Annotated in this window: 25 protein-coding genes; 15 read left to right on the top strand and 10 right to left on the bottom strand. The window is 69.6% G+C overall.

Going from position 1 to position 25901, the window contains the following annotated elements:
• Positions 1-84 precede the first annotated feature (84 nt).
• The 7 genes from N553_RS22435 (at position 85) to N553_RS0112020 (ending at position 9719) form a co-directional block, all read left to right on the top strand.
• Positions 85-3192, top strand: coding sequence for a DUF4157 domain-containing protein (locus tag N553_RS22435; protein ID WP_197030032.1), 3108 nt, complete (start codon positions 85-87; stop codon positions 3190-3192).
• Positions 3193-3236: 44 nt separating this feature from the next.
• Positions 3237-4508 carry an ATP-binding protein gene (locus N553_RS0112045; protein ID WP_231505249.1) on the top strand — a complete coding sequence of 424 codons (1272 nt, stop codon included), beginning with the start codon at positions 3237-3239 and terminating at the stop codon, positions 4506-4508.
• On the top strand, positions 4505-5398 hold the full coding sequence (locus N553_RS0112040; protein ID WP_028046730.1) for a hypothetical protein: 894 nt from the start codon (positions 4505-4507) through the stop codon (positions 5396-5398). The genes N553_RS0112045 and N553_RS0112040 overlap by 4 nt, the downstream gene beginning before the upstream one ends.
• Before the next feature lie 90 nt (positions 5399-5488).
• Complete coding sequence (locus N553_RS0112035; protein ID WP_028046729.1) at positions 5489-6577, top strand: LacI family DNA-binding transcriptional regulator; 1089 nt, start codon at positions 5489-5491, stop codon at positions 6575-6577.
• Between the two features lie 171 nt (positions 6578-6748).
• A complete protein-coding gene (locus tag N553_RS0112030; RefSeq protein WP_051640106.1) occupies positions 6749-7855 on the top strand; it encodes a substrate-binding domain-containing protein in 1107 nt (368 codons plus the stop codon).
• A gap of 5 nt (positions 7856-7860) precedes the next feature.
• Positions 7861-8922: an ABC transporter permease gene (locus N553_RS0112025; RefSeq protein WP_231505248.1), complete on the top strand. Its 1062-nt coding sequence runs from the start codon at positions 7861-7863 to the stop codon at positions 8920-8922.
• The gene (locus N553_RS0112020) at positions 8919-9719 is read left to right on the top strand and encodes an ATP-binding cassette domain-containing protein (RefSeq protein ID WP_028046726.1); all 801 of its coding nucleotides are present in this window, start codon (positions 8919-8921) and stop codon (positions 9717-9719) included. Before N553_RS0112025 ends, N553_RS0112020 begins: the two co-directional genes overlap by 4 nt.
• Positions 9720-9824: 105 nt before the next feature.
• On the opposite strand, the gene N553_RS0112015 is transcribed toward N553_RS0112020, so the two are convergent.
• Positions 9825-11042, bottom strand: coding sequence for an ROK family protein (locus tag N553_RS0112015; protein ID WP_231505247.1), 1218 nt, complete (start codon positions 11040-11042; stop codon positions 9825-9827).
• 164 nt (positions 11043-11206) lie between these two features.
• Between N553_RS0112015 and N553_RS0112010 the strand changes: the two genes are divergently transcribed.
• The 6 genes from N553_RS0112010 to N553_RS0111985 all read left to right on the top strand — a co-directional run bounded on the left by N553_RS0112010 (position 11207) and on the right by N553_RS0111985 (position 17864).
• Complete coding sequence (locus N553_RS0112010) at positions 11207-12142, top strand: carbohydrate ABC transporter permease (protein ID WP_028046724.1); 936 nt, start codon at positions 11207-11209, stop codon at positions 12140-12142.
• 9 nt (positions 12143-12151) lie between these two features.
• Entirely contained in the window at positions 12152-13108 is a 957-nt protein-coding gene (locus N553_RS0112005; RefSeq protein ID WP_081844528.1) for a carbohydrate ABC transporter permease, read from the top strand.
• Between the two features lie 53 nt (positions 13109-13161).
• Positions 13162-14538: a sugar ABC transporter substrate-binding protein gene (locus tag N553_RS0112000; protein WP_028046722.1), complete on the top strand. Its 1377-nt coding sequence runs from the start codon at positions 13162-13164 to the stop codon at positions 14536-14538.
• 14 nt (positions 14539-14552) lie between these two features.
• A complete protein-coding gene (locus N553_RS0111995) occupies positions 14553-16073 on the top strand; it encodes a glycoside hydrolase family 36 protein (protein WP_051640105.1) in 1521 nt (506 codons plus the stop codon).
• A 14-nt stretch (positions 16074-16087) separates the two neighbouring features.
• On the top strand, positions 16088-17506 hold the full coding sequence (locus N553_RS0111990; protein ID WP_028046720.1) for a hypothetical protein: 1419 nt from the start codon (positions 16088-16090) through the stop codon (positions 17504-17506).
• A gap of 151 nt (positions 17507-17657) precedes the next feature.
• The gene (locus N553_RS0111985) at positions 17658-17864 is read left to right on the top strand and encodes a dodecin family protein (RefSeq protein ID WP_028046719.1); all 207 of its coding nucleotides are present in this window, start codon (positions 17658-17660) and stop codon (positions 17862-17864) included.
• Positions 17865-17914: 50 nt separating this feature from the next.
• Here N553_RS0111985 and N553_RS0111980 read toward each other — a convergent pair whose 3' ends face one another.
• The 4 genes from N553_RS0111980 to N553_RS0111965 form a co-directional block, all read right to left on the bottom strand.
• On the bottom strand, positions 17915-18244 hold the full coding sequence (locus N553_RS0111980) for a hypothetical protein (RefSeq protein WP_197030026.1): 330 nt from the start codon (positions 18242-18244) through the stop codon (positions 17915-17917).
• A gap of 133 nt (positions 18245-18377) precedes the next feature.
• The gene (locus N553_RS0111975; protein WP_051640104.1) at positions 18378-19763 is read right to left on the bottom strand and encodes a gluconate:H+ symporter; all 1386 of its coding nucleotides are present in this window, start codon (positions 19761-19763) and stop codon (positions 18378-18380) included.
• Positions 19760-20281, bottom strand: a complete 522-nt coding sequence (locus tag N553_RS0111970; protein WP_028046716.1) for a gluconokinase, GntK/IdnK-type — start codon at positions 20279-20281, stop codon at positions 19760-19762. Before N553_RS0111970 ends, N553_RS0111975 begins: the two co-directional genes overlap by 4 nt.
• A 182-nt stretch (positions 20282-20463) precedes the next feature.
• The gene (locus tag N553_RS0111965; RefSeq protein WP_028046715.1) at positions 20464-20733 is read right to left on the bottom strand and encodes a Rho termination factor; all 270 of its coding nucleotides are present in this window, start codon (positions 20731-20733) and stop codon (positions 20464-20466) included.
• 153 nt (positions 20734-20886) lie between these two features.
• Between N553_RS0111965 and N553_RS0111960 the strand changes: the two genes are divergently transcribed.
• On the top strand, positions 20887-21447 hold the full coding sequence (locus N553_RS0111960) for a Dps family protein (protein WP_028046714.1): 561 nt from the start codon (positions 20887-20889) through the stop codon (positions 21445-21447).
• A gap of 53 nt (positions 21448-21500) precedes the next feature.
• On the opposite strand, the gene N553_RS0111955 is transcribed toward N553_RS0111960, so the two are convergent.
• The 5 genes from N553_RS0111955 to N553_RS0111935 all read right to left on the bottom strand — a co-directional run bounded on the left by N553_RS0111955 (position 21501) and on the right by N553_RS0111935 (position 25014).
• Positions 21501-22262, bottom strand: coding sequence for an anti-sigma factor (locus N553_RS0111955; RefSeq protein WP_028046713.1), 762 nt, complete (start codon positions 22260-22262; stop codon positions 21501-21503).
• A complete protein-coding gene (locus tag N553_RS0111950) occupies positions 22249-22851 on the bottom strand; it encodes an RNA polymerase sigma factor (RefSeq protein WP_231505246.1) in 603 nt (200 codons plus the stop codon). Before N553_RS0111950 ends, N553_RS0111955 begins: the two co-directional genes overlap by 14 nt.
• Before the next feature lie 37 nt (positions 22852-22888).
• The gene (locus tag N553_RS0111945) at positions 22889-23446 is read right to left on the bottom strand and encodes a class F sortase (RefSeq protein WP_231505245.1); all 558 of its coding nucleotides are present in this window, start codon (positions 23444-23446) and stop codon (positions 22889-22891) included.
• 161 nt (positions 23447-23607) lie between these two features.
• Positions 23608-24432, bottom strand: a complete 825-nt coding sequence (locus tag N553_RS0111940) for a DUF4397 domain-containing protein (RefSeq protein ID WP_028046711.1) — start codon at positions 24430-24432, stop codon at positions 23608-23610.
• Positions 24433-24627: 195 nt separating this feature from the next.
• Positions 24628-25014: a hypothetical protein gene (locus N553_RS0111935; protein WP_028046710.1), complete on the bottom strand. Its 387-nt coding sequence runs from the start codon at positions 25012-25014 to the stop codon at positions 24628-24630.
• 244 nt (positions 25015-25258) lie between these two features.
• Between N553_RS0111935 and N553_RS22430 the strand changes: the two genes are divergently transcribed.
• Positions 25259-25888 carry a hypothetical protein gene (locus tag N553_RS22430; RefSeq protein WP_034621830.1) on the top strand — a complete coding sequence of 210 codons (630 nt, stop codon included), beginning with the start codon at positions 25259-25261 and terminating at the stop codon, positions 25886-25888.
• Positions 25889-25901: the final 13 nt, after the last annotated feature.

Here is a 25901-nt window from a genome sequence, read left to right as displayed (position 1 = left end):
GGCGTGCAGCCAAGGCTCAGCGTGAGCCAGCCCACCGATCCGCTCGAGAGGGAGGCAGACCGCACCGCCGACAAGGTCGTTCGGATGCCTGACCCGCAGCAACGCGCGGCCGCCGCGCCCCCGGCGCAGCCGAGCGCGATGCCCGCAGCGGCGAGTCTTGTCCAGCGCTTCGCCGTGGGCCGTCCCGCCGCCGCGGCCAGCAGCAGGGCTGAGATCCAGCACGCAGCCACCGGCGGGCAGGCACTGCCCACCGACGTGCGGGCGTTCATGCAGCCCCGGTTGGGCGCTGACCTCAGCAGCGTGCGGGTCCACGCCGACGAGAGCGCTGCGAGTCTCAGCAACCACCTCAGCGCTCGGGCGTTCACCTACCGCGACCACGTGTTCTTCGGCCGCGACCAGTACCGGCCCGCGAGCACCGAGGGTCGCCTCCTGCTCGCTCACGAGCTCACCCACACCATCCAGCAGGGCGCCACACCGCAGCGCAAGGCCAGCCAGCCCGCACCCGAGGCGCAGCGCGCACAGACGACGCCCCAGGTCGCGTCCGGCCCGACCCCCGCCGTCCAACGTCTCGGGATGAGCGATGTGCTCGACTACTTCGCAGACAAGGCCAACTACATCCCGGGCTTCCGGATGCTGACGCTCGTGCTCGGGTTCAACCCGGTCAACCTGCGCCGCACGGACCGGACGGCCGCCAACTTCCTGCGTGCGCTGATCGAGCTGGTGCCAGGCGGCGCGGTGATCACCCGGGTGCTCGACACCCACGGGGTGATCAACCAGGCGGCGGAGTGGGTCGAGCAGAAGGTGAACGCGCTCGGAGACGTCGGCGGGCAGATCACCGATGCGCTCAGCCGGTTCGTCGACTCCCTCGGGTTCAGCGACGTCTTCAGCCTCGGGGACGTGTGGGACCGTGCGAAGCGGATCTTCACGGACCCGATCGGCCGCCTGGTCTCCTTCGGCGCGGGCGTGGTCGGCGAGCTGCTGAGCCTGGTCAAGCAGGCGATCCTGCGCCCACTGGCTGCCTTGGCCAACGGGACGGCCGGCTACGACCTCCTCAAGGCGATCCTCGCGCAGGATCCCATCACCGGTGAGCCGTTCCCGCGTACCGCCGAGACCCTGATCGGCGGCTTCATGAAGCTGATCGGTCAGCAGGAGGTATGGGAGAACCTCCGCCGGGGAAAGGCGGTCGAGCGGGCTTGGGCCTGGTTCCAGGGTGCGTTGTCCGGCCTCATGGCGTTCGTGATGTCGATCCCCGGACGGATCATGGCAACCCTGAGCTCGTTGACCTTCGAGGACGTGGTCACAGTCGTTGGCGCGTTCCGGAAGGTCGGCAGCGCCTTCCTCGACCTGGTCGGCCAGTTCGGGGGATGGGCGTTGAAGCAGGTGCTCAGCCTGCTCGAGATCCTCGTGTCCGTCCTCGCGCCGGGCGCCCTGCCCTACATCGCGAAGGCGAAGGCTGCGTTCGGGATCATCGTGAAGGACCCGATCGGGTTCGTGGGCAACCTTGTCCGCGCCGGGAAGCTGGGCTTCCAGAAGTTCGCCGGCAACATCCTGAGCCATCTGAAGACCGCGTTGATCACGTGGCTGGTCGGGCCCCTGGCACAGGCCGGGGTGTACATCCCGAAGTCGTTCAGCCTGCTCGAGATCGTCAAGCTGGTGCTGTCGGTGCTGGGCCTGACCTGGGCGAACATCCGCGCCAAGCTGGTGAAGATCATCCCCGAACCGGTGCTGGTGGTGCTGGAGAAGACGGCGTCGGTCCTCGTCACCCTGGTGACGCAGGGCCCTGCTGCGGCCTGGGCGGAGATCGTCACCGAGCTGACCGAGCTGAAGGACCAGCTCATCGGCCAGGTCACGCAGATGATCCAGACGGAGGTGGTCAAGGCCGCCGTCACCAAGCTGGTCATGATGCTCAACCCGGCCGGCGCTGTCGTGCAGGCGGTCGTCGCCATCTGGAACACGGTGTCGTTCTTCATCGAGAAGATCCAGCAGATCGGCGCCGTCGTCGCGTCCTTCATCGACTCGATCTCTGCGATCGCGTCCGGCCAGGTGGAGAACGCGGCGAAGAAGGTCGAGCAGACGATGGCCAGCACGCTGGTGGTGGTCATCGGCTTCCTCGCCAAGTTCGCCGGGTTGGGCGGGATCCCCGCCAAGCTCGTCGGAATCGTGAAGAAGATCCGCGCGCCGATCGACAAGGCGCTCGACAAGATCGTCGCGTGGCTCGGGAAGGTGCTCGACAAGCTGGTCGGCAAGGCCAAGAGCGCGGCAGGAAAGCTGCTGGCCTGGTGGCGCAAGAAAGTGCCGATCAGGGGCGCCGACGGGCCGCACACGCTGACGTTCACGGGTGAGAAGGGCGCGGCCAAGCTCGTCGTGCAGTCGAGCCCGACCGACCCCGTGAAGTTCATGACCCTGGTGGCAGACGAACGGAAGATCAAGGACAAGGGCGAGGACAAGGCCCGGACGAAGCCACTGGCCCAGACGGCGGGCCACACCACGGAGATCCGGCGCCTGCAAGCGACTCTCGGGAAGCTGGACAAGGACGACGGCGCCGCGGTCAGCGGCACGAACCGGAAACTTGCGAACACGGCATCCGGAGAGCTCGACGTCCAGATGACGCAGCTCGGAGCTCACTTCAGCACGACCTTTGCCGGTTGGAAGTTTGCGGATCCGATGGTCGACGAGTTCAAGATCCTTCGCGGCAGCTTCTCGGTCGACCACAAGCGGGCGATCGCCAAGGAAGCGACGCGCAACAAGCAGGGTGACCTTCTCAAGGCGAACTCCGACAACGAGGAGATCAACGTGAAGCCCGGGACCGCTCGCCGGCATGTCGTGTCCGCCTACGACATGCGTCGGCACTACATGGACGTCCTGAAAGGCAGAAGGGTCTCCGAGGCCAAGCTCTTGCTCGAGCAGCGCGGAACTAACTCGAAGGCCCGCATCACTCTGAAAGATCTGACGGCCCCGGCGGTCGTCGAGGCCGCCATCGAGCGGTACAAGAACTTCTTTGGCTACGCGAAGAACATCTTCCTGGGCGCCAGCAAGGAGAACAGCGAGATCCAGGAGAACCTCGACCAGGGCAACACGAGACTGGCCGAGAAGAAGCTGTGGGAGCACGTCGACCGCATCAAGCGCGGCTGGGCGCTCGACGGCGCCACGTTCAAGCTCTCCCAAAAAGGAAAGGACCCGGACCGGGAGTGAATACAGCGCAGCTTTCCGATCTCCTCGGCCGGCTTGCGGCCGTGGTGACTGAACGACTCGACGAGTCGCTGAACCCCGCAGCAGGTCCGGTGCGGGCACTGGCTGACCACGGGTTCGACGGCACGCACCTGGCCGACCTGACGGACGGCCCCGGTCCGACCCCCGCGGAGACCGTGCTGCTGATGCTGGCGCTCGCACCGCACCTGCATCCGGACTTCTTCGGGAGGCTGATCGCCGACCACCTGCCGGAAGGTGGCGACCTCCCCGAGTTCGGCGGGGTGCGCGGCGAGCATCACCGAGGCGTTCTGCCGACCGGCGAGACCGCGCAGTTCGTCCTCGCCGGCGACGATCTTCAGCGTCGGCTGGACGTGCAACGACTCCTGTCGCGCGAGCACTGGTTCGCGGAGCGCCACGTGCTCCGGCTGGATCCCGTGCGGGACGGGGAGCCGGTGATGAGTGGCCGGCTGATTCTCGACGCGGAGGTCGTCGAGCGACTCACCACGGGTTCGGTGAGCCTGCCCCGGTTCAGCACCGACTTCCCCGCAGAGCACATCGAGACCGAGCTCGACTGGGGCGACGTCGTGCTGCAGCCGGACACCCAGCGTCAGCTCACCGAGATCGAGCACTGGGTGCGCTTCAACGACACGCTGCTTGGCGACTGGGGAATGGGCAAGCGCGTGAAGCCGGGCTATCGGGCGCTGTTCCACGGCCAACCGGGCACCGGCAAGACCCTCACCGCGACGCTGCTCGGAAAGCACACCGGCAGGCCCGTGTTCCGGATCGACCTGTCACGCGTGGTGTCGAAGTACATCGGTGAGACGGAGAAGAACCTCGCGCGGCTGTTCGACCGCGCAGAGAACAAGAGCTGGATCCTGTTCTTCGACGAGGCCGACGCGCTGTTCGGCAAGCGCACCGAGATCCGTGACGCGCACGACAAGTACGCCAACCAGGAGATCGCCTACCTGCTGCAGCGGATCGAGAACCATTCGGGCCTGATCGTTCTGGCCACCAACCAGCGGGGCAACGTCGACGAGGCATTCCTGCGGCGCTTCCAGGCGGTGATCCACTTCCCTATGCCCAGGGCCGAGGACCGCTGCGACCTGTGGCAGCGCTCGTTCCCTTCGCAGGTCGTCGTGGCCGACGACGTCGACTGGCGCGACATCTCCACCCGGTTCGCCCTGACGGGCGCCGGCATCGTGAACGTCGCACACTTCTGCGCGATCGAGTACCTGGCCGACGCAACGCCGGCGGTGGACCGTCGTTTCCTCGAGTCGGCCATCGTCCGTGAGCTGGTCAAGGAAGGAAAGGTCGTGTGAGCGACACCGGAGGCGACTCGACCACCCGTGGCGGGCGCCCCGCGCTCACGATCGGACCACTGGTCGGCGTGGCGGCCGTCGCCTTGCTCGCTCTGGCGGGCCTGGTCGTTCTGTGGGCGAATGTCGACGACCTTGATGCGAAGGTCCTGTGGATGGAGGTCGCGAAAGCTCTGATCGCCATCATCGCCGTGGCGATCATTGGCGGAGTCGTCAAGCTTCTCCTGGATCGGTGGGGACGACAGCGCGACGAGCAGGCCGCTGCTGTGGCTCGTGACCAGGACAAGGTCGAGCACGAGCGCGCGTTCGTGCACGAGTCGATCGCGGAGCTGGAAAGCATTCGTAGCGGGATCGAGCACGCGCGCATCCTCATCGAAGCGCACCGCTCGTCCCTCTCGTACCGGGACCGCATGCAGGACGTCATCGCCCTCCGTGTCCGGCTGCAATCCCTTCGGCTTCGGCTCGAGGCACGCTGGGACGACTCAGATCAGTACGTGAGGCGGTTGGAGGCGTCGGAAGAGTACTTGACCGCTCTGATCAACGAGTACCGCGACGGCTACAAGCCGATAGCGGACATTCAGCGCTTGGACGAGGCGGTGGTGGCGGAAACCATCAAAGCCTACGCGGGCACACATCGCTCCTGGGTGCACGACATTGACCAGGAGATGATTCCGGCTCTCAACTGGAGCGCGTGGAAGCTTTTGTCGTCACAGGAGAAGTTTCCGCGCCTCTACGACTTTCGACGCGAGGGGCCCGAATACACGAGTGCTATTCACGCGAACTGTACAGAGCTTGCGAAGGACCTGCTCGAGCGCTTGGAACGGCCCCAGATGACGGGCGCCACGCCCATTACGCGCCCGACACCGGGAAATGCCGTGGGCGGCGCGCCCTGACAACGATGTCCTCGTAGTGTCGATCTCGCGTGACGGTCCTCCGCGGCGCAGGCTCACCCTGAGCGGGGGCATGGACGTTACAGTGCGGCCATGACCACGATGTCAACCCACGCGGCGCCCCATGAGGGTGAGCGGCCCGCGCCTGGGCTGCGACCACGCGCGACGATGCGTGACGTCGCCGCGCTCGCCGGTGTCGGGATCAAGACCGTCTCGCGGGTCGTCAACGGCGAACCCGGGGTGGCTCCCGCGACGGCGGAGCGGGTCAGCCGCGCGGCGCAGGAGCTGAGCTTCCAGGTCGACATGGTCGCCGGCAACCTCCGCCGGACGGGCAGGCGGACCCGCAGCATCGGCCTGGTGCTGGCCAGCGTGGACAACCCGTTCGCGGCGGCGATCCACCGTGCTGTGGAGGACGTCGCGGAGGCCCGCGGAGTAGCTGTCTTCTCAGCGAGCACCGACGAGCATCCGGATCGCGAACGTGCGCTCGTCGAGGCCTTCACCTCGCGGCGGGTCGACGGTCTGATCCTCACGTCCACCGGGGTCGACCAGCGCTATCTCCTGCGGGAGCTGGAGGCAGGGACCCCCATCGTGGCGATCGACCGACCCGCCGTGGGCATCGACGTCGACACGGTGGTGGCGGACAACGTCGAGGGCGCGCGCCACGCCGTCGAGCACCTCGTCGGCAGCGGACATCGGCGTATCGCGTTCATGGGCGACCTGGCGACGATCGCCACCGCGGTCCAGCGCCTCGAAGGGTTCCGGCAGGCGATGGCGGGTGCGGACATCCCGGTCGACGAGTCGCTGGTGGTCGAGGACCTGCACGACGAGGAGAGCGCGTTCAAGGCGGCGATGGAGCTCCTGATGCGCTCCGTGCGCCCGACCGCGATCTTCGCGAGTCAGAACCTCATCACGATCGGGGTGTTCCGGGCGCTGCGGACGCTGGGGGTGCACCACTCGATCGCCCTCGTCGGCTTCGACGACTTCTCGCTCGCCGACCTGCTCGACCCGCCCGTCACGGTCGTGGCCCAGGACCCGTTCGCCATCGGACGTGCTGCGGCCGAGCGGCTCTTCGGGCGGATGACCGACGGCGCCTTCCCACCGCAACGGATCGTCGTGCCCACCCGGCTCGTCGTGCGGGGTTCGGGGGAGATCCGACCACCCGTCGCGCGCGGGAACGGCTGACAGGGCCCTGACGCCGACCCTGCGACTTGGTTCATCGCTGTCGCGTCTGACAACGATGTCACGATTTGGTCTCGTTCAGACCGCCAACCCTTGACCGTTTCCCCCGGGGGAACTATCCATGGTCCTGACAACGTTGTTAGGCCGCCCCGGCCGAGTCATGAGGAGAGTTCAATGTCGAGATCTCGCATCCGCTCCGCCCGCCGCTCCCACCTCGCCGTAGCCGGCGCCGGCGCGTGCGTGTTCGCGTTCGCACTGACGGCCTGCTCCAGCTCCGACTCCGGCGACTCACCGTCGAGCTCGGACGACTCCGCGGTCGGCGTGTCGCTCATCGTCAAGACCACGAGCAACCCCTTCTTCGTCGCGATGCAGGAAGGGGCCAAGGCTGCGGCGGCCGAGAACGGCGTCGACCTGACGCTCGCGGCCGGCAAGGAGGACGGCGACGAGGACTCCCAGATCCAGGCGATCGAGAACTCCATCGCCAAGGGCGACAAGGGGATCCTGATCACTCCGAACGGCCCCTCCGTGGTCGACGCGATCGAGAAGGCCCGTGACGCCGGCCTGTACGTCATCGCGCTCGACACCCCGCCCGACCCGGCCGACGCCGTGGACATCACGTTCGCGACCGACAACCGCGATGCGGGCAAGCGCATCGGCGAGTGGGCGGCGGCAACGCTCGACGGTGACAAGGCCACGATCGCGCTTCTCGACCTGTTCAACGACAAGGTCGTCTCGGTCGACTACAACCGCGACCAGGGCTTCCTCGAGGGGATGGGCATCGACGTGGCCGACGGCGAGGCCAACGGCGACGAGGCCCCCACCGGCAGCTACAGCGGCGGCGACTACGAGATCGTCGGCAACGAGTCGACCAACGGCGCCGAGGACGGTGGTCGCACGGCGATGGAGAACCTGCTGTCCAAGAACCCGAACATCAACGTGGTGTACACGATCAACGAGCCCGCCGCGTACGGCGCCTACCAGGCGCTGCAGGCAGCCGGCAAGGAGAACGGCGTGATCATGGTCTCCGTCGACGGTGGGTGCGCCGGCGTCAAGAACGTGAAGGACGGGATCATCGGAGCCACGAGCCAGCAGTACCCGGTCCGGATGGCGCAGCTCGGGGTCGAGGCGATCGCTCAGCTCGCGACCGACGGGACGAAGCCGAGCACGAGCGCGGGTCTCGACTTCTACGACACCGGTGTCGCCCTCGTGACGGACAAGCCGGTCGACGGTGTCGAGAGCATCGACACGACCGAGGCCACCGACCTCTGCTGGGGCAAGTGAGTCCGGTGGCGAACAGCATCGCGCCCGCGGCCTCGGGACGGGGCCCCGCAGCCCCGCCACCCCAGGACCTCGCGACCGAGTTCCTCGACCGACGCAGCACGCTGGACAAGGTGAGGGGGACGCTGCACCGCTATCCGGCCCTGAGCCCTGCCATCGTGCTCGTCGCCTCGATCATCGTGTTCGGCCTGCTCAACGACCGGTTCCTCCAGCCGGGGAACCTCTCCCTGATCACCCAGCAGGTGGCCGTCGTCGGGACCATCGGCGTCGCGCAGACGCTGGTCATCCTGACCGCCGGCATCGACCTCTCGGTGGGTGCCGTGATGGTCCTGTCCGGGATGGTCATGGCCCAGACGGCGACGACGAACGGGCTGCCCGCAGTCGTGGCGATCGGGGTCGGCCTCGTGGTCGCCCTGGCGGCCGGGGGTGTGAACGGGCTCCTCGTCACTCGGCTCCGGCTTCCCCCGTTCATCGCGACGCTCGGAACGCTCAACGTCTTCATCGCGCTCACGCTCCTGTACTCGCAGGGCTCCACGGTGCGGGGTGGGGACATGCCGGCGCTGCTCACCTGGACGGGCACCACGTTCGACGTGGGCGGCGTGCGGATCAGCACGGGGGTGCTGCTGATGCTGGCGCTGTACGTGATCGTCGCAGCCATCCTCGGGCGAACCGCGTGGGGGCGGCACGTCTACGCGGTCGGTGACGACAAGGAGGCCGCGCGGCTGGCCGGGATCAGCGTCAACCGCGTCCTGATGAGCGTGTACCTGACCGCCGGCGCGATCCTCGCTCTGGGCGCATGGATCCAGATCGGGCGATCGAACGCGGCGAGCCCGAACGTGGGGGTCGACCTGAACCTGGACTCGATCACGGCCGTCGTCATCGGCGGGACGAGCCTGTTCGGGGGGCGCGGCACCGTGTGGGGGACGCTGCTCGGTGCGCTGATCGTCGGCGTCTTCCGCAACGGCCTGTCCCTCGCGGGGCTGGACGTGCTCTACCAGACGCTCGCCGTGGGTGTGCTCATCATCGTCGCCGTCTCGGTCGACCAGTGGATCAGGAAGGTGCGCAAGTGACTCTCGTCGACGGCGCGCAGACGCCGACCGCCAGCTCTGCACGTGTTCCTGTCCTGCAGGCTAAGGACCTGGTCAAGACCTACGGGCGTGTGGTCGGGCTCGACGGTGTGAGCCTCGAGCTCTACCCGGGCGAGGTCCTCGCGATCATCGGCGACAACGGCGCCGGGAAGTCGACGCTGGTGAAGTGCCTCACGGGGGCGGAGATACCGGACGAGGGGCAGATCATGCTCGATGGGCGGCAGGTCGCGTTCCGTCGGCCCCAGGATGCTCGGGCCGAGGGCATCGAGACCGTCTACCAGAACCTCGCGGTCTCCCCGTCGCTGGACATCGCGTCGAACCTGTACCTGGGGCGGGAGGTGCGCAAGCCAGGGATCCTGGGCTCGGTCTTCCGGGTCATGGACACGGCCGGCATGCGGCGCAGCGCCCGCGCCGAGCTGACAGACCTGGGGATCTCCACGCTCCAGGACGTGACGGTTCCGGTCGAGAACCTCTCGGGCGGCCAGCGCCAGGCGGTCGCCGTCGCGCGCGCCGCGGCGTTCGGGTCGAAGGTCGTGGTGCTCGACGAGCCGACGGCCGCCCTGGGGGTGCGGGAGTCCAACCAGGTTCTCGCACTGATCCGCACGCTGCGCGACAAGGGGATCCCCGTCATCCTCATCAGCCACAACATGCCGCAGGTGTTCGAGGTGGCCGACCGCATCCACGTCCAGCGGCTCGGCCGTTGCGCGGCGACGATCACCCCGGAGTCGCACTCGATGACCGAGGCTGTCGCCCTCATGACCGGAGCGGCCACGGCGTAGGCGTACCGCACCGGGCCCGCCGGGCTGCTCCGCGGGAGCCGCCCGGCGGGCCTTCTGGTGCGTCGGGCCGCGTGGTGTCGAGGTGCGGCGGCAGGCCCGGACGCCTCAGCCGCGACGCTCCGCCTTGCGCACCAACGACCGTGCCTCGTGAGGGTCAGGGAACGACGTCCGCGTCCGCACGGCATCCTCGAGGACCGAGCTCAGGTGCTGCGCGGCCAGGCTGATTCCGCCCAGGGCGACGGCCTCCGAGCCCAAGGTCGAGGCCACGACGGGCGGCGGCAGAGGGCAGATCGTGCCCAGCGTGTGCTCGAAGCGGGGGAGGAAGACGTCGGCGCCGGGGGCGCTGCCGCCGCCGATGACCAGCAGCTCGGGATCGATCGCGAGCGCCATGGCGGCGGCACCGGACGCCAGGTCGTCGGCGAACTCGTCGATCGCCGCGATCGCCGCCGGGTCTCCGGACCGGGCGAGCTCGAAGATCTGCTCGCGGGAGGGGCGTGGGCTCCCCAGGACGTCCTGCCCGTAGAGCTCGTTGAGCTCGGCCCACTTGAGCGCACGGATCTCACCGACCGTTCCGGCCGCGCCGTGCACGCCGCGGTGGACCTTGCCGCCGACGATGGCCGCGCCGCTGGTCCGGCGTCCGCACAGGATGTAGACCACGTCGGCGTGGCCCCGCGCAGCCCCGAAGGCCAGCTCGGCGTGGGCGCCCAGCGGCACGTCCCCTTCGACCAGCACCGCGCAGTCGAACTCGAGGGCGAACCTGTCGCGAAGGTTGAGGCCCACCCACCCCGGCATGCCCGTGCCGCCGAAGTGCAGCACGCGCCCGTCGGCCCCGATCGACCCGGGCGATCCCACGGTGACGATCCACGGAGCACCGCGGTCCAGCCCCGCGGCGCCGAGGAGCCGATCGCACAGCTCGAGGGTGGCGGCGATGCGGTCCTGCGCCGGGTCGGCCTCGGAGACGGACGCCGAGCTCTGCCCGAGCATGGCGCCCGTGAGGTCGGTCAGGACCGCGAAGACGTGGTTCGCGCCGACGTCGACCGAGAGGAAGCAGCCGACGTCCTGGGGCATCGCGTAGGTCACGGCAGGGCGTCCGACGCTGCGGACGGCCGGGGCGTCTGCGGCGCTGAGCCAGCCCATCGCGGTGAGGTCCGACGCGACGGCGTCGACGGCCGTGCGGGAGAGGCCCGACGACGTCGACAGGCCTCGCAGGGTCTGCGGCTGGGCCATGACGGACCTCAGGACACCGAGGGAGTTCATCCTGCGCAGCAGCGACCGGCTACCCATCGAGCCGGCTGAGGTGTCGACCATCGCCTCCCGGGACATTCCTGCTCCGATCCTCTTGCGTCTTATATCGCCACGTTGCATTATTAACTCCGCCAGCCCCACTGTAGTGGGGCTCACGCCCGGCCGCTGCACGGTTCGCCGGACACGTCACACCACGGATCGCGCCAATGACGGCCAGTCGGCTGGGCGCGGAGAGGCGCCCGATGACCGAGCTCTCATGGCAGCGCACAGCACCTGGGTCGCGCGCGGGTGCGTCGCCCGAGCGACGGCGCCGGCGGGGTGACGGACGGGTCGCCCTGTTCTTCATCGCGCCCGTCCTCATCGGCTTCGCCATCTTCTACCTGTACCCCACGGTGCGCGGCGTGTGGTGGTCGTTCACCGACTACAGCCTGCTGGCCAAGCCCGAGCCCGTCGGCTTCGAGAACTACGCCAACGTGCTGCGCGACCCGGAGTTCTGGAACTCGATGAAGGTGACGCTCTACTACGTCGTGGTGAACGTCGGCTCGCAGACGGTGCTCGCGCTCGTCCTCGCCGCGCTGATGCACCGGTTGACGCGCTCGGTGGTCCTGCGCACCACGCTCCTGCTGCCCTGGCTGGTGCCCAACGTGACCGTCGGCCTGATCTGGCTGTGGCTCCTCGACACCAACCTCGGGTTCGTGAACCACCTGCTCGGCTCGATGGGACTCGACACGGTGGGGTTTTTCACGGACCCGTCGCTGGTGATCCCCACGATCTCGCTCATCAACACGTGGGCGTACGTGGGGTACACGGCGCTGCTCTTCTACGCGGGGATGCTCCAGATCCCGCAGGACACGTTCGAGGCGGCGTCGATCGACGGCGCCGGCGAGCTGCGGACCTTCGCGCAGATCACGGTGCCGCTGCTGCGGCCGATCCTCGCCCTCGTACTCGTGGTCTCGTTGATCGGGTCGTTCCAGATCTTCGACACGGTCGCTGTCGCGACCAAGGGCGGACCCGTCAACGCCTCGCGCGTCATCTACTACTACATCTACCAGCAGGCGTTCACGTACTTCCACATGGGGTACGCGGCGACGATGGCGGTCTTCCTCGTCGTGCTGCTCGGAGTGCTCACCTTCATCCAGCTGCGCATGCTGCGCGCCTCCGAGTCTCAGATCGCCTAGGGGACCGACATGACCACGTCCGTGACCCTTCCTCCGGCCCCGCTCACCGGCGAGCCGACGTCACCGCCCGCCGTCCGGCGCCGGCCCCGCAGACCGCTGTCGCTCGGGCGGGCGATCGGGTGGAGCGTGCTCGCGCTCGCCCTCCTGGGGACGCTGTTCCCGTTCTACTGGATGGTGAAGTCGGCCCTCACACCGGCGTCGGAGATGATCGCGGACGCCGGAAGCTTCTGGCCGACGCACCCGACGCTCATCAACTTCCAGCGCGTCCTCGGACTCCTGTCCCCGGAGGAGACACGAGCCGCCGGGGGCAGCGGTGCGTCCATCAACTTCGCCCTGTACCTGTGGAACTCGGTCGTCTACTCGGCGCTCATCGGAGCCTTCCAGACGCTCTTCTGCGCGATGGGCGGCTACGCGTTCGCGCGGCTCAGGTTCCGCGGACGAGACGCCCTGTTCGGTCTGCTCATCGCAGCGCTGATGGTGCCCGGCATCTTCACGCTCCTGCCCAACTTCGTGCTCGTGCGCGATCTCGGTCTGCTGAACTCCGTGTGGGGCATGGTCGCGCCCTCGGTCCTCATGACGCCCTTCGCACTCTTCTTCCTGCGGCAGTTCTTCCTGAACATCCCCGCCGACGTCGAAGAGGCCGCGATGCTCGACGGCGCGGGGAAGATCCGCATCTTCTGGCGCGTCGTGCTGCCGATGGCACAGGGCCCCCTCATCACGCTCGGGCTGATCACGGTGGTGTGGTCCTGGAAGGACTACCTGTGGCCCTTGCTCATCGGCCGCGACGAGTCGGTGCGCACGGTCACGGTCGCCCTGGGCGTCTACCTGCAGCAGTCCCCGAACACCCAGCCGGACTGGACGGGTCTCATGGCGGCCTCGACCCTCTCCGTGGTCCCCGTCGCGCTCCTGCTGGTCTTCCTCGGCCGACGCATCGTCGAGTCGCTCAACTTCACCGGCATCAAGTGAAGACACCGGCCACTGCCCCCACCAGGTACACCCACGAAGGAGTGCGTGCTCACATGAGAAGCAAGAAGGCGCTGAACGGCGCAGGGATCGCCACGGCGATCGTCGTCATCGCGATGACGGCCGGATGCGGGTCAGGGAACGACGACACCGACACCAACAGCAGCGACGGCGGCGACGGCGCTGCGACGATCGACTACTGGCTCTGGGACGACGCACAGCTTCCCGCCTACCAGCAGTGCGCCGACGACTTCACCGCCGCGAACCCGAACATCACGGTCAAGATCAGCCAGTACGGCTGGGGCGAGTACTGGACGAACCTGGCGACGCAGATCGCGGCCGGCAGCGCCCCGGACGTCTGGGTCGACCAGGCGTCCTACTACCCGCAGTTCGTCGCCGACAAGCAGATCGAGGACCTGCAGCCGTACATCGACAAGGACGCCGCGGCGGTGGACTTCGACTCCTACGTGCCGGGCCTGGCGGACATCTGGGTCGTGGACGGGGCGCGCTACGGCCTGCCGAAGGACTGGGACACGATCGGCCTGGTCATCAACAAGGCGGCCGCCGCCGACGCCGGCCTCGACCCCGCCGCGCTGCAGGACCTGACGTGGAACCCCGACGACGGGGGGACGTTCGAGGACGCCATCGCCAAGCTGACCGTGGACGAGGCCGGGCACCACGGTGACGACCCCGCGTTCGACAAGAGCAACGTGGCCGTCTACGGCTTCCTGCCCGAGTGGGCGGACGGCTCGCAGGGCCAGAACCTGTGGGGCAACCTCGCGCACTCGAACGGGTTCTCCTACTCGGACAAGAACCCCTTCGGCACCGAGTTCCACTACGACTCGCCCAAGCTCGCCGAGACGATCGACTGGATGGCATCACTGGCCGACAAGGGGTACGCACCCCCGTTCGACCAGCAGTCGACACTGTCCCGGCTCGAGGTGCTGCAGTCCGGCACCGGAGCGATGACGAGCATGGGGTCGTTCAACCAGCTCATGTTCAAGGACGTCGCCGGCGACTACGCGTTCGCGCCTCTGCCGTCCGGTCCGGAAGGTCGCAGGTCCGCCATCAACGGTCTGAGCGACGCCCTGTACGCCGGCGGCAAGCACAAGGACCAGGCATGGGAGTGGGTCAAGTATCTGGCCTCGCCCGAGTGCCAGTCGGTGGTCGGAGCCACAGGCGTGATCTTCCCGGCGAACTCGGAGGCGTCTGACGCGTCCATCGCGAAGCGGGCCGACCTCGGGCTGGATGCGTCGGTGTTCCTCTCCTACGTCAAGGACGCGGACGGGACGTTCCTGATCCCCATCAACTACAACGGCAGCGAGATGTCCCAGATCGTCCAGGACGCCATCCAGAGCGTCGCCTTGGGCACCGATGACGCAGAAAGTGCGCTCAGTGATGCCAACGCCAAGGTGAATGCCCTCTTCAAGTAGGTCGGGAAACCAGAATGCTCACAGATCTCGCCAAGTTCTCCGGCGTCGTTCCGCTCGGAGACGTGTCCCTACCCATGGTCGCCAACGGCGCCCCGCATGCCCTCGGCGAACGGGAGTTCCTGATCCCGTCCGGGGACGTCACGATGGTCCACCCGTTCGAGACCACGGAGTTCTTCCGGCACGGATGGAACTCCTGGAGCCCGTCCGGTTGGAGACGGGTCGACGACGCACCGCTGCGCATCTACGGCAGCGAGCAGCGGCTGCTGACCGCCGACGACGCGAGGAACGACACACCGCACGCGCACTCCGGCAGCGCGGTCGGTGCCATCACGCTGCCGGACGGCGAGGTCATCCTCCTCGGGGCGCTCGGACTGGGCGCCCCGAGGGTGGGGGCCACCGGCACGACGCTGTGGGGTACCACCGAGGAGCTCGACGGCGAGTGGTACCTGGCGCGCGGACCGGAGACCGAGGTGTTCGCGCGCTACGCCGAGCTCGTCGCGGACCGGCTGGGCTCGCGCACCTCGTCGGCCGGACGCGTGTGGTGCAGCTGGTACTCCTTCTACGAGGACCTCGACGAGAACCTCGTGCGCGACACGGTCGACGGCCTCGCCGGCCTGCCGTTCGACGTCGTCCAGCTCGACGACGGGTGGGAACGGTCCGTCGGGGACTGGGAGGCCAACGACCGGTTCCCCACGGGGATGGCGGCGACGGCACAGCTGATCCAGAGCGCCGGGTTCCGTGCAGGGCTGTGGCTCGCACCGCTCATCGCGCTCCCGGACTCCGCGTTCGCCCTCGAGCGCCCCGACCTGCTCGTCCAGGGCCTGCACGGGCGTCCGCTCGTCGCGGGCTACAACTGGGGCGGTCCGTACTACGCGCTGGACACCACCCACGAGGAGGTCAAGGCGCACCTGCGCGAGCTGTTCAGGCGAGTGGTCGGGTGGGGGTTCACCTATCTCAAGCTCGACTTCCTGTACGCCGGGGCGCTCGAGGGTCTGCGGAACGCACCGGTCCACCGTGAGCAGGCGTACCGCGACGCGATCGACCTCATCCGCGACACGGTCGGCGACGACGTGTACCTGCTGGGCTGCGGCGCCCCGATCATCCCCTCGGCCGGAACGTTCGACGGCATCCGCGTCGGTCCGGACGTCGGCGCCTACTGGGAGAACAGCGAGCGCCCCGGAGACCCGACAGGCGTGGGCGCCAAGAACGCGTTCCTGGCGTCGATCCACCGTGCCTGGCTGCGGTCGGTCTACGAGACGGACCCTGACGTCGTGTACTTCCGGCGCCGCCGCAGCCTGCTGGACGACGAGCAGCGCCAGCTGCTCGAGGACGTCGCGACCATCCTCGGGTTCAAGTCGACCTCCGACCCCGCAGCGTGGCTCGCGCCGGACGAGATCTCCGACCTGCGCCGGTGGCTGGAGCGCGCAGAGACGGTGACCCAACGGGGCCGCTACGTGTTCCAGATCGACGACCGCATCGTCGACCTCGCGCCCTTCGTGGACTACAGCGCACCACCGAGCACCATCGCCAACTGAAAGGGAGGAAGGACATGACGACGTCGTCAGGTCGGCTCTGGGCACTCAGGTCGGCGGCCATCGCCGCGGCACTCGCACTCTCGATCGGCGGGGCCGTGTCCACGGCGACCGCCGGGGACCGTGCTCATCACGAGGACTGGAAGGCGCTGCGAGCCGGCGTGGAGCCCGACAGCAACCCGCTCAAGGGATTCATCCCGTTCGCGGGTGACTACCCGGGCTTTCCGCACTCGATGGAGTGGTCCTACTTCCCGCTCGACGCCGTGATGACCGGCCCGTCGACGTTCGACTGGTCCGCGGTCGAGGCGACCATCAACGAGGTCGCCGCCCGAGGGCACCAGACCACGATGCGGTTCTACCTCGACTACCCGCAGCAACCGTCCGGCATCCCACAGTTCCTCCTGGACGGTGGCCTCGTGACCCACGCCTACACGGAGTTCGGGAACACGACCAGCGTCATCCCGGACTACAACGACCCGAACCTGGTCGCTGCGCTCGACGCGTTCGTCGCAGCTCTGGGTGCCCGCTACGACGGCGACCCGCGGCTCGGGTTCGTGCAGGCGGGACTCATCGGGTTCTGGGGTGAGTGGCACACCTGGCCGTACAACGGCGACGGCCTGCCCGACTACATGCCCACCGAGGAGAACCAGCTCCGGCTGCTGGAGGACTTCGTCGACGCGTTCGACGCGACCGACATCGAGGTGCGCTACCCCAGCACGGCCAACGCCTCGCTCGACGTCGGATACCACGACGACTCGTTCGCCCTGACGACGAAGCCCAGCCCCTACGGCTGGTACTTCATGGACCAGATGATCGCCGCAGGCGCCACCGAGAAGTGGAAGACGAACTCGATCGGCGGCGAGCTGCGCCCGGAGCTGCAGGCCTGCATCTTCAGCGCAGCAGGGTGCCCCGTGATCCAGGAGGGGGGCGACAACGACTTCGCCGGGAGCGTCGCCGCCACGCACGCCAGCTGGCTCATCAACCACTACGCGTTCGCCACGGGCTACTCGGACGCCGATCGCGTGCGGGCCCTCGACGGCGCGCGCTCGCTCGGGTACTCGCTGCGCGTCACCCAGGCGAGGGTCGATCAGCCCCGCTCGCCGAGGCGCACCCTCGACGTGGGGATCGTCGTAGGGAACGTCGGTGTCGCGCCGTTCTCCTACGACTGGCCGATCACGGTCGCGCTCGCGGACGGTCGCGGCCGGATCGTCAAGCGGTGGACGACCAGCTGGAAGCTCGACCAGGTCCCTGCTGGTTCGGAGGTCCGCTTCGACGGCTCCTTCAGCTCGCGGGGCGTGCGAGACGGCATGTACACGGTGCTGGTCCAGGGGACGAACCCGCTCCCGAACGGGCAGCCGGTGAGGTTCGCCAACGCGGACCAGGACGGGGCCGTCGGAGGCTGGCTTTCCGTCGGCCGCACGCGCATCTCCGGCTGACCCGAGGACACGGCGGGGGAGTGGGACGCTGTGCGGCCCCACTCCCCGGCACCTCGGTGGCGAGGGCTCGGTGCACCCCGGACCCGTGGTGGTGGTGCCCGGTCGCGACCACTATGGAGGGGTCGGATCCGAGCGAGGAGAGGCACACACGATGAGCGTGTATCGAGTGATCGATGTCATCGGGACCAGCGCGTCGTCCTGGGAGGAGGCGGCCCGAGAGGCGATCAGCACGGCGGGTGGGTCGTTGCACGACCTCCGGGTCGCAGAGGTGACCAAGCAGGACGTCGTGGTCGGCGAGACCGGGGACCTGCTGTTCCGCACCCGCATCCAGCTGTCGTTCAAGTACAAGCCCGAGTAGGTCGCGCGCTGCCAGGTACGGCGAGCGGGTCGCTCACGCCGCGCGACCCGCTAGCCGGTGGCGTCGATGGTGCCGCGACGTAGTACGCGCCACACGGTCGGGAGCATGCGCCGGGAGGGGACACCCTTCATGATCCGGGCGATCTGCTTCCCGACGACGAGCACCCCGGCGAGGCCGACGATCGTCTGCACGACGATCAGCCAGATCAGCACGTCACGGCCGTCCAGACCGAACGCCTCCGCGATCACGGGCGCTGCCAGCCAGACGGGGATCCACCACAGGAAGACCAGGAACACACCTGTCCGCAGCCTCGTCGGTGAGACTGCGACCGCCTGGTCGCCACCGTCGTCTGACATCTCACCCCAGAGCTCTCGGGTCATCGCGTTTCCCACCGCGTGCGTGAGCGTATGCCCACCACGGCCCGACGAGCGGGCTGCGGCCTCGGCGATTCCCGGCTCGACTGCCCGGCGTCGCACGCTCGACCACGGCCCGTGCTCAGCGCGGGCGCGGGTCCTACACCACGAGACTGAGCAGCATCACGAAGATGAGCGCGGTCACCGACAGGACGGTCTCCATGACCGACCACGTGCGGAACGTCTGGCCGACCGTCATGCCGAAGTACTCCTTGACCAGCCAGAACCCGGCGTCGTTGACGTGGCTGAAGAACACCGACCCGGCACCGATGGCCAGCACGAGCAGGGCGACGTGCGAGGTGGACAGGTCGGCAGCCAGCGGGGCGACGATGCCCGCGGCGGTGATGGTCGCGACGGTCGCCGAGCCGGTCGCGAGGCGGATCAGGACGGCCACGAGCCAGCCGGCCAGCAGCGGGGAGATGGGCGCGTCGGCGAGCTTCTGGCCGAGGACGTCGCCGATGCCCGAGTCGACGAGAGTCTGCTTGAAGCCGCCACCCGCACCGACGATGAGGAGGATCCCCGCGATGGGTGCGAACGACAGCCCGACCAGGGTGCTCACCTCGTCGCGTGTGCGCCCGAGCGCGGTCCCGAAGGCGACGAGCGCCACCAGCGACGTGATCAGCAGCGCGACGAGCGGGGTGCCCAGGAAGACGAAGACCTCGCCGACCCCGGTGTCGTCCGCGCCACCGGCCTCGGCGATCGTCCGGGCGAGCATCAGGACGACGGGGAGCAGCACGACGGTGAGCGCGGTGCCGAACGACGGCCGCCTCGCGCCCTCGTCGTCGCGCGCCTCACCGAGGAGTGACTGCGGTGGCGGCAGCGGCACCCAGCGGTTCATCGGACGGGCGAGGAGGGGACCGCTGATCGCCACGGTCGGGATCGCGACGAGCAGCCCGAGGCCCAGGGTCACGCCGAGGTTCGCGTTGAGCGCGTCGATCGCGATCAGGGGACCGGGGTGCGGCGGGACGAGCCCGTGCAGGGCGGACAGGCCGGCGAGCGCAGGGATGCCGACGAGGATCAAGGAGACCCTCGACCGGTGAGCCACGAGCATCACGACGGGGATGAGCAGCACGACCCCGACCTCGAAGAACAGCGGGATGCCGATGATGAACGCGATGAGCGCCATCGCCCAGGGCAGGCGCTGGGCAGGGGTGTGCCCGAGGATCGTGTCGACGATCTGGTCGGCCCCGCCGCTGTCGATCAGCAGCTTGCCGATGATGGCGCCGAGGGCGATCAGCACGCCGACGCCCGCGACCGTCGTGCCGAGCCCCGCACTGAAGCTCGTGAACGCGTCCGGGTAGGAGATGCCTGCCGCGACGGCCAGGACCCCGGACCCGATCGTCAGCGCCAGGAACGGGTGGAGCTTGACCACGACGATGAGCAGGACGATCGTCGCGATGCCGATGAGCGCAGCGACGATGAGCCGCGTCTCGCTCACGTCCGGTGGGTCCACAGCCGCGACGAGCGCGCTGGCCGCCCCGATCATGACGGCACCCCGCGGGTGGCGAGGGCGTCGAGCACCCGCTGCGCCACGGCCTCGGGCGGCACGTCCACCGAGACGACGAACCCGTCCTCCGCGTCGGTCAACGGTTCGAGGGTCCGGTACTGCGACGGGAGCAGCTCGGGTGGCATGAAGTGGCCCGTGCGCAGCCCCATCCGGTCCTCGATGAGGGCCTCGGGCGCCGCGAGGTGCGCGAACTGCACGCGCCCCTGCGCCTCCCGCAGCACGTCGCGGTAGCCGACCTTGAGCGCCGAGCAGGTCACCACCGTGCTCTGCCCCTCGCGGGCGTGGGCGGTCAGCCAGTCGCGGATCGCTCGGAGCCAAGGCCACCGGTCGTCGTCGGTCAGCGGTGTTCCCGCTGCCATCTTCGCGACGTTCTCCGGCGGGTGGAACTCGTCGGCCTCGCCGAGCGGGCGGGCGAGCCGGTCGGCGAGGATCCGCGCCACCGTCGTCTTGCCCGAGCCTGCGACCCCCATGACGACCAGGTGCTGAACCTCTGCCACGTCGTCGCCCCGTTTCCCGTCGCGTCGGACGTGCGGCGCCCGCGACGGAGGTTGCTGCGGCCGTTCCCGTCGTCTCGAGGCGGCCGTGGTCACGTCGAGCGTGGCACCGCCGCGCGCCGCACGCATGTCGGGGCGGCGGCTCGTGCGCCCCGTCGCCCTCACACCGACCCGACCGGGCCCGGTCAGTGGGACCGAAGAGCGTCGACCAGCTCGGCCTTGGTCATCGACGACCGCCCGCTGATGCCGACCTCGGCCGCCCGCTTGCGCAGGTGCGCCACCGTCCAGTCGTCGTACGAGCCGGAGCGTCCCCCCTTGCTCCCGACCTCGCTCCGGCTCGACGCCGCGGCTGCGTTGGCGATCCGCGCCGACTTCTCCTTGCTGTTGCCCTCGTCGCGAAGGGACTCGTAGAGGTCCTTGTCCTTCACGCTCGGGCCAGGGTCGCGCTCCGGCATGGCACTGTCCTTCGTCCGTGTGCCCGCGGCCATTCCTCGACCTGTCACGAGCGTAGGTACTCCGCCTCGGCCTCGCGCGCGGACCGCACTCCGGTGGCGAGGTGCGGAGACCTTTGGCACGGTGTCTTGAACCCCACCCAGAAGGAGCTCGTCATGGCGTTGCCCAAGTACACCGTCCCGTCCCTGACCCCGCAGGAGGGCGCCGACGTCGCCGCGGTGCTCCAGCAGCGGCTCGACTCCCTGAACGACCTCGCCCTCACGCTCAAGCACATCCACTGGAACGTGGTGGGGCCGCACTTCATCGCTGTGCACGAGATGCTCGACCCGCAGGTCGAGGCCGTGCGGCTCATGGTGGACGCGATCGCCGAGCGCATCGCGACCCTGGGCGTCGCCCCCGTGGGCACACCGGGCGCTCTGGTGAAGAACCGCACGTGGGAGGACTACTCGATCGGACGGGACAGCGCGATCGCGCACCTCGGTGCGCTCGACGTGGTCTACGTCGGGGTCATCACCGACCACCGCAAGGCAGCGGAGGACACCGAGGAGACCGACCCCGTCACCAACGACCTGCTGATCGGGCACCTGCACGAGCTCGAGCTGTTCCACTGGTTCGTGCGCGCGCACCTGGAGTCCGTCGGCGGCGCGTTGAGCACCGGGTCCGCCACCACCGAGAAGGCGTCCGCGTCGAAGGCGGCGAGCAAGGACAAGGCCTGACCAGCGTGCAGCGCCCCTCGCACGTCTGGGCGCTGCACCCACGCTGACACGACCTACGCCTGGAGCGGGCCCCGCACGATGGAGTCGCCGGAGTGTGCGGGGTCCCCGTCGAGATTCTCCTGCGACACGTCGACCACCGAGTACTGGGTGAGGTCGAGCCCGTCGGGCACGTCGAACCGGCCCGACGCCCCCTCCAACGTGCCCAGGCTCACCAGGCCGCTGACGTCGGGCTTGAGCAGCCAGACCTCCTGGAAGGCGTTGCCGGACGGCACGCTGGTGGACAGGTCCACCACCAGCACCCGACCGCCGTCCGGCGACGTCTCCACGACGGCCGACCCGGCTGCGTCCCATCCGGGGAGCGGCTCGAGCGTCGCCGTGGCGAGCACCGTGGTCGACTGGCCGCGGTTGGCCAGCCACCAGGCACCGCCGCCACCCACGACGAGACCGACGGCCGCGGCACCGGCGACCCAGGACCAGCCGACCGGGCGTGAGCGACGCGGACGCAGGGGTACGACGTCGGCGAGCGGCTCGGCGGGCGGAGGCGGTTGGGGCGTCGACGCTCCGAGCGCGCGGGTGCCGGGAGCGAGCCTGAGCTCGTCGGCGACCCGGTCCCACACGGCGGGTGCGGGTGCGACGAGCCGTGCGCCCCCGGTGCCCGACCGCGCGAGCAGCACGACATCGCGCAGCGACTGGACCTCGTCGGCGCAGCGTCGGCACTGCTCGAGGTGGGCGTGGTCTGCCGTGGAACCAGCGTCCTCGCCGAGGGCGAGCAGCGCGAGCACGTCGTCGTCCACGTGCGAGTCATCGAACGACACCGTCGGCCTCCCATCTGGTCCGTAGTCGGGCGAGGCTGCGCCGGACGTGGCTCTTCACCGTGCCGAGCGGCAGGTCCAGCCGGCTCGCGATCTGGTCGTGGGTGAGGTCGTCGTAGAACGCGAGCCGCAGGATGGTGCGCTGCGGGTCGCCAAGCCGATCCAGCTCGTCGGCGATCACCACCCGGTCGACGACCCGGTCGTCGACGGTCGTCGTCACCTCCTGCGCCGACTCCGCGGACCTGTCGCGCAACCGCCGGTCACGGCTGCGCCGCTCGTGCGTGTCTGCGACGACGTGTCGCGTGATGCCGAGCAACCAGGCGGGCAGGCGGGCCCGGGCGGGGTCGAACCGTTCCCGGCTCCGCCACGCCTGGACGAAGACGAGCTGGGTGACGTCCTCCGCGTCAGAGATGCTCCCGAGCGACCGCAACGCGATCGAGTGCACGAGCGTCGCCCACCGTCGGTAGGCCTCCGCGAGCGCGCTCTCGTCGCCGCCGGCGAACGCGACGCCGAGCGCGTTGACTCCTTCGCCGTCCGGATCGCGGCCGTGCGGTCGCACAGTGTCCCCGGAGCCAGGCCCGGGTACGGTCACGGACGGCTCCTCCCACGTGTGCGCCAGTGTCACGTCGCTATCCATCGATCGGCTCGGCGGTGACGACGATGTTGTCCTCATAGTGCCCGATGTCCCGGCGGAACGCTCCGCCGCAGGTCACGAGCACCAACCGCGGGGCGCCGGTCCGCTCGAACCACTGCGCGACCGGTGCGGTGTCCTTGGCGACCTCCTGCCGGTCGACGACGCGGTAGGCGTGCTCGGTCCCGTCGCTCGTGGTGACCGTGAGGGTCGATCCCACGTTCAGCTCGCGCAGGCGTGCGAACGGCCCGATCCCGGTGAGCCGGCTGTCGACGTGCGCGGCCAGAACCGTGGTGCCTTGCGCATCGGACGGGGCCGGTCCGTACCGGTACCAGCCGGCGCGGTCCGCGTCCTCGGGGATCTGCATGGCTCCGTCCTCCTGGACGCCGACGGGATCCACGGCCATGTCCACCGAGACGTCCGGCACGACGAGCCGCACAGGTTCGGGTGCTGCGGCGGGTGGCGGTGTCGCGCCGAGGGCTGCGTCGCGGACGGGGACCGGCGGCACCGAGGGCGGGGGAGTCGGCCGTGGCGCCGCCGTGGAGGGCGACGGCACCGCGACCGACGGTCCGGGGGCTGGTTCCTGCGGGCTGCACGCGGTGGCGAGCCCGATCGCAGCGGCCAGGACGAGGAGCGCCCCGAGCCCCCTGCGGCACGCCGACGCCCGGGAAGGTGCTGGAGCCTTCCCGGGCGTCGGCCGACTGGTCGTCGACAGGGTCAGCTCGACCGGGTCGAGGCGCGCCGGGCGATGCCGAGGCCGATGATGCCTGCGATGGCCAGGGCGCCGACCGCGTACGGCCAGGCCGCCGTGTCGTTGCCCGAGACCAGGCCGACCTCGCCGGCGTTCACGCCGGAGGGACTGCCGTGCAGGCCGGTGATCGTCTGCGTCGCGAGCGCGAGCGTCGCGGGTGACGTGGTCGCGCTGCCCCAGGCGTAGACGATCGTGCTGGTGCCCTCGGCGACCGGCACGTCGGCCGGACCGAGCAGCGCAGGCGTCGTCGTGCCTGTCGCCGTGACGCTCGCCGAGACGGTGCCGGCCGGAAGGTTGAGCACCTTCTCGGTCGGGTTGGTGAGGTTGGTGATCACCGCGGTACCGCCGGCGAGAACGTCGACCCCGGGAGCCGCGGCGACGTGCCGGACGGTCAGCCGGCCCTGCCCGGCCGCCGTGGTGGAGATGTCGTTCGTGAACAGCGTCGCGGTCGGCTTGCCTGCCGCGTCGAGGTGCGCGACGGCCGTGTAGTTCTTGCCGGCCTCGAGGGCCAGGTCGACCGGCCCGATTGCGGGAGCGGAGGCGTCGACGGCGTCCGCGGCGGTGATGGCGACGGTGTACGTCCCGGCTGCCAGGTCCAGAGGACCTGCCAACGACCCGGGGGTGAAGTCGTCGAGCGTGCGCTCGCCGTTGACCCACACGTCGACTGTGAGACCGGGCACCCCGTGCAGGACGGAGAGCTTTGCGGGGTCCGCGGCCGATGCGGGCATCGCGGCAAGGGTGAGGAGTGCGAGGCTTCCGGCGGCGATGCCGGCGAACGTTCGTGCGCGCATGGTGCGTCCTTCGAGGACTGGCCCGTGAGTCCGGGCGGCCGATGTGCTGACACCCCTCCTTCGCACGTAGGCCTCTGCTCGGATGCACCTGGTGGACTCGTAGCTGTGATGCGCCTCAGGTGCGCAGTCCTGCCTTGCGCACGACTGCCACCGCCCGGGGGGCAGGCGGCGGCAGCGGTCCGTGATGCGCGGGGTTCAGTGGCGCGACTCGCGAGGTGACTCGTCGACGACGACGTCGGGGTCGATCCGGTCGGCCGTGCTCAGCCGTTCGTCGAGGTCGGAGCGGGCGCCGCTGGCCTCCTGCGCGTGCGCCCGAGCCTTGTTCTGGAGTGCGGCCGCGTCCGCGGCGCGGGCGTCCGCCTCGGCCTGCGCGAGCCTGGCTTCGGCGTCGAGGCGTGCCGCCTCGGCCTCGCGACGCTGCAGCTCGACCTGCTCGGCGGCGGCTTGCTCGCGGATCTGCTGCGCCTTGGCGCGCTGGGCTTCCTCGCGCCTGCGTGACCGTCCGCTGAGCGCCAGGAACGCGACCACGATCCCGATGAGCACGACGGCGGCGACGATGATCCAGAGAGTCTGGTCGTCCATTTCCGGCCTCCTTCGGTGGGCCCCCCGCACTTTTATTGGAGTGCGGTCCGGATGCGTCTGCAACCCGGGACGGCCGTCGAGGTCCCGTGCCATGCCTTCCTGCGGCGGCCTCAGCCCTGAGCGAGAACGGCCCGAGCAGCTCCTCGAGCGCGGCCGTGCGTCGTCGCGCCTCGCCCGCCAGCCAGCACGTCGGGCATGAGTAGGCCCACGAGCCGGCGGGGGCCTGGCCGACCAGACTGGACCGGTGATCGAACGCTACGACGGGCACATCCTGGGCCTGGCGACGTCCGACGGTCGGCGCGTGGTCGTCGGTCGCTGGCTCCGCTCGCCCTGGCCACCGTTCGCCGACGTCATGAGCGAGGACGCCGCCGGCTGGCGCACGCTGCTCGCCCCGACGCCCGCGGTCGCCGAGGAGATCTCGCAGACCTACGTCTTCGACGAGGTCGTCATCACCCCTGTGCGGCTCACGTGCGACCCCGCGGCTCGTGAGTGGCGCGTCGAGGCCGGACCGTTCGACGCCGTGGTGACCCTGGGCGGCAGGACCGCGCTCGGTGCGATGCTCACCGCTCTGCCACGCACGATCGCGCGGTCCCGGGCGTTCGCGACGGCGGCGGACCCCGTGGCGCGGGCTGTCTTCCCGGACGTCCGCACGAGGGGGACCGCAGGAGGCGGGCGGCGTGAGTGGTACGGCGCCCTGGGTCAGCACCGTGTGGTCGCCGTGCGCGCCACCTGGGACTCGGTGCCGTGCGGGGAGCTGACGGCGACCGTGCCGCCTGTGCGCTTCGGGTTCTCGTCCGTGCCCGGTCGTCCGACGGTCACCGCGGTGCGGACCACGATCAGCGGGGGAGGCTCGTCCAGAACGGTGGCTGGGTGAGGGCTTCGCAGCC

Source organism: Cellulomonas sp. URHE0023 (genome assembly GCF_000688475.1).
In the GTDB taxonomy this organism is placed as follows: domain Bacteria; phylum Actinomycetota; class Actinomycetes; order Actinomycetales; family Cellulomonadaceae; genus Cellulomonas.
The sequence above is the reverse complement of the archived record's forward strand: the minus strand, read 5'-3'. Positions and strand labels throughout refer to the sequence as shown.

Coding starts and splice junctions, on each gene's coding strand:
- N553_RS22435 (WP_197030032.1), top strand. CDS start 85: ATGCCTGACCCGCAGCAACGCGCGGCCGCCGCGCCCCCGGCGCAGCCG.
- N553_RS0112035 (WP_028046729.1), top strand. CDS start 5,489: ATGACCACGATGTCAACCCACGCGGCGCCCCATGAGGGTGAGCGGCCC.
- N553_RS0112030 (WP_051640106.1), top strand. CDS start 6,749: ATGTCGAGATCTCGCATCCGCTCCGCCCGCCGCTCCCACCTCGCCGTA.
- N553_RS0112015 (WP_231505247.1), bottom strand. CDS start 11,042: ATGTCCCGGGAGGCGATGGTCGACACCTCAGCCGGCTCGATGGGTAGC.
- N553_RS0112010 (WP_028046724.1), top strand. CDS start 11,207: ATGACCGAGCTCTCATGGCAGCGCACAGCACCTGGGTCGCGCGCGGGT.
- N553_RS0112005 (WP_081844528.1), top strand. CDS start 12,152: ATGACCACGTCCGTGACCCTTCCTCCGGCCCCGCTCACCGGCGAGCCG.
- N553_RS0112000 (WP_028046722.1), top strand. CDS start 13,162: ATGAGAAGCAAGAAGGCGCTGAACGGCGCAGGGATCGCCACGGCGATC.
- N553_RS0111995 (WP_051640105.1), top strand. CDS start 14,553: ATGCTCACAGATCTCGCCAAGTTCTCCGGCGTCGTTCCGCTCGGAGAC.
- N553_RS0111990 (WP_028046720.1), top strand. CDS start 16,088: ATGACGACGTCGTCAGGTCGGCTCTGGGCACTCAGGTCGGCGGCCATC.
- N553_RS0111985 (WP_028046719.1), top strand. CDS start 17,658: ATGAGCGTGTATCGAGTGATCGATGTCATCGGGACCAGCGCGTCGTCC.
- N553_RS0111980 (WP_197030026.1), bottom strand. CDS start 18,244: ATGACCCGAGAGCTCTGGGGTGAGATGTCAGACGACGGTGGCGACCAG.
- N553_RS0111975 (WP_051640104.1), bottom strand. CDS start 19,763: ATGATCGGGGCGGCCAGCGCGCTCGTCGCGGCTGTGGACCCACCGGAC.
- N553_RS0111965 (WP_028046715.1), bottom strand. CDS start 20,733: ATGCCGGAGCGCGACCCTGGCCCGAGCGTGAAGGACAAGGACCTCTAC.
- N553_RS0111960 (WP_028046714.1), top strand. CDS start 20,887: ATGGCGTTGCCCAAGTACACCGTCCCGTCCCTGACCCCGCAGGAGGGC.
- N553_RS0111940 (WP_028046711.1), bottom strand. CDS start 24,432: ATGCGCGCACGAACGTTCGCCGGCATCGCCGCCGGAAGCCTCGCACTC.
- N553_RS0111935 (WP_028046710.1), bottom strand. CDS start 25,014: ATGGACGACCAGACTCTCTGGATCATCGTCGCCGCCGTCGTGCTCATC.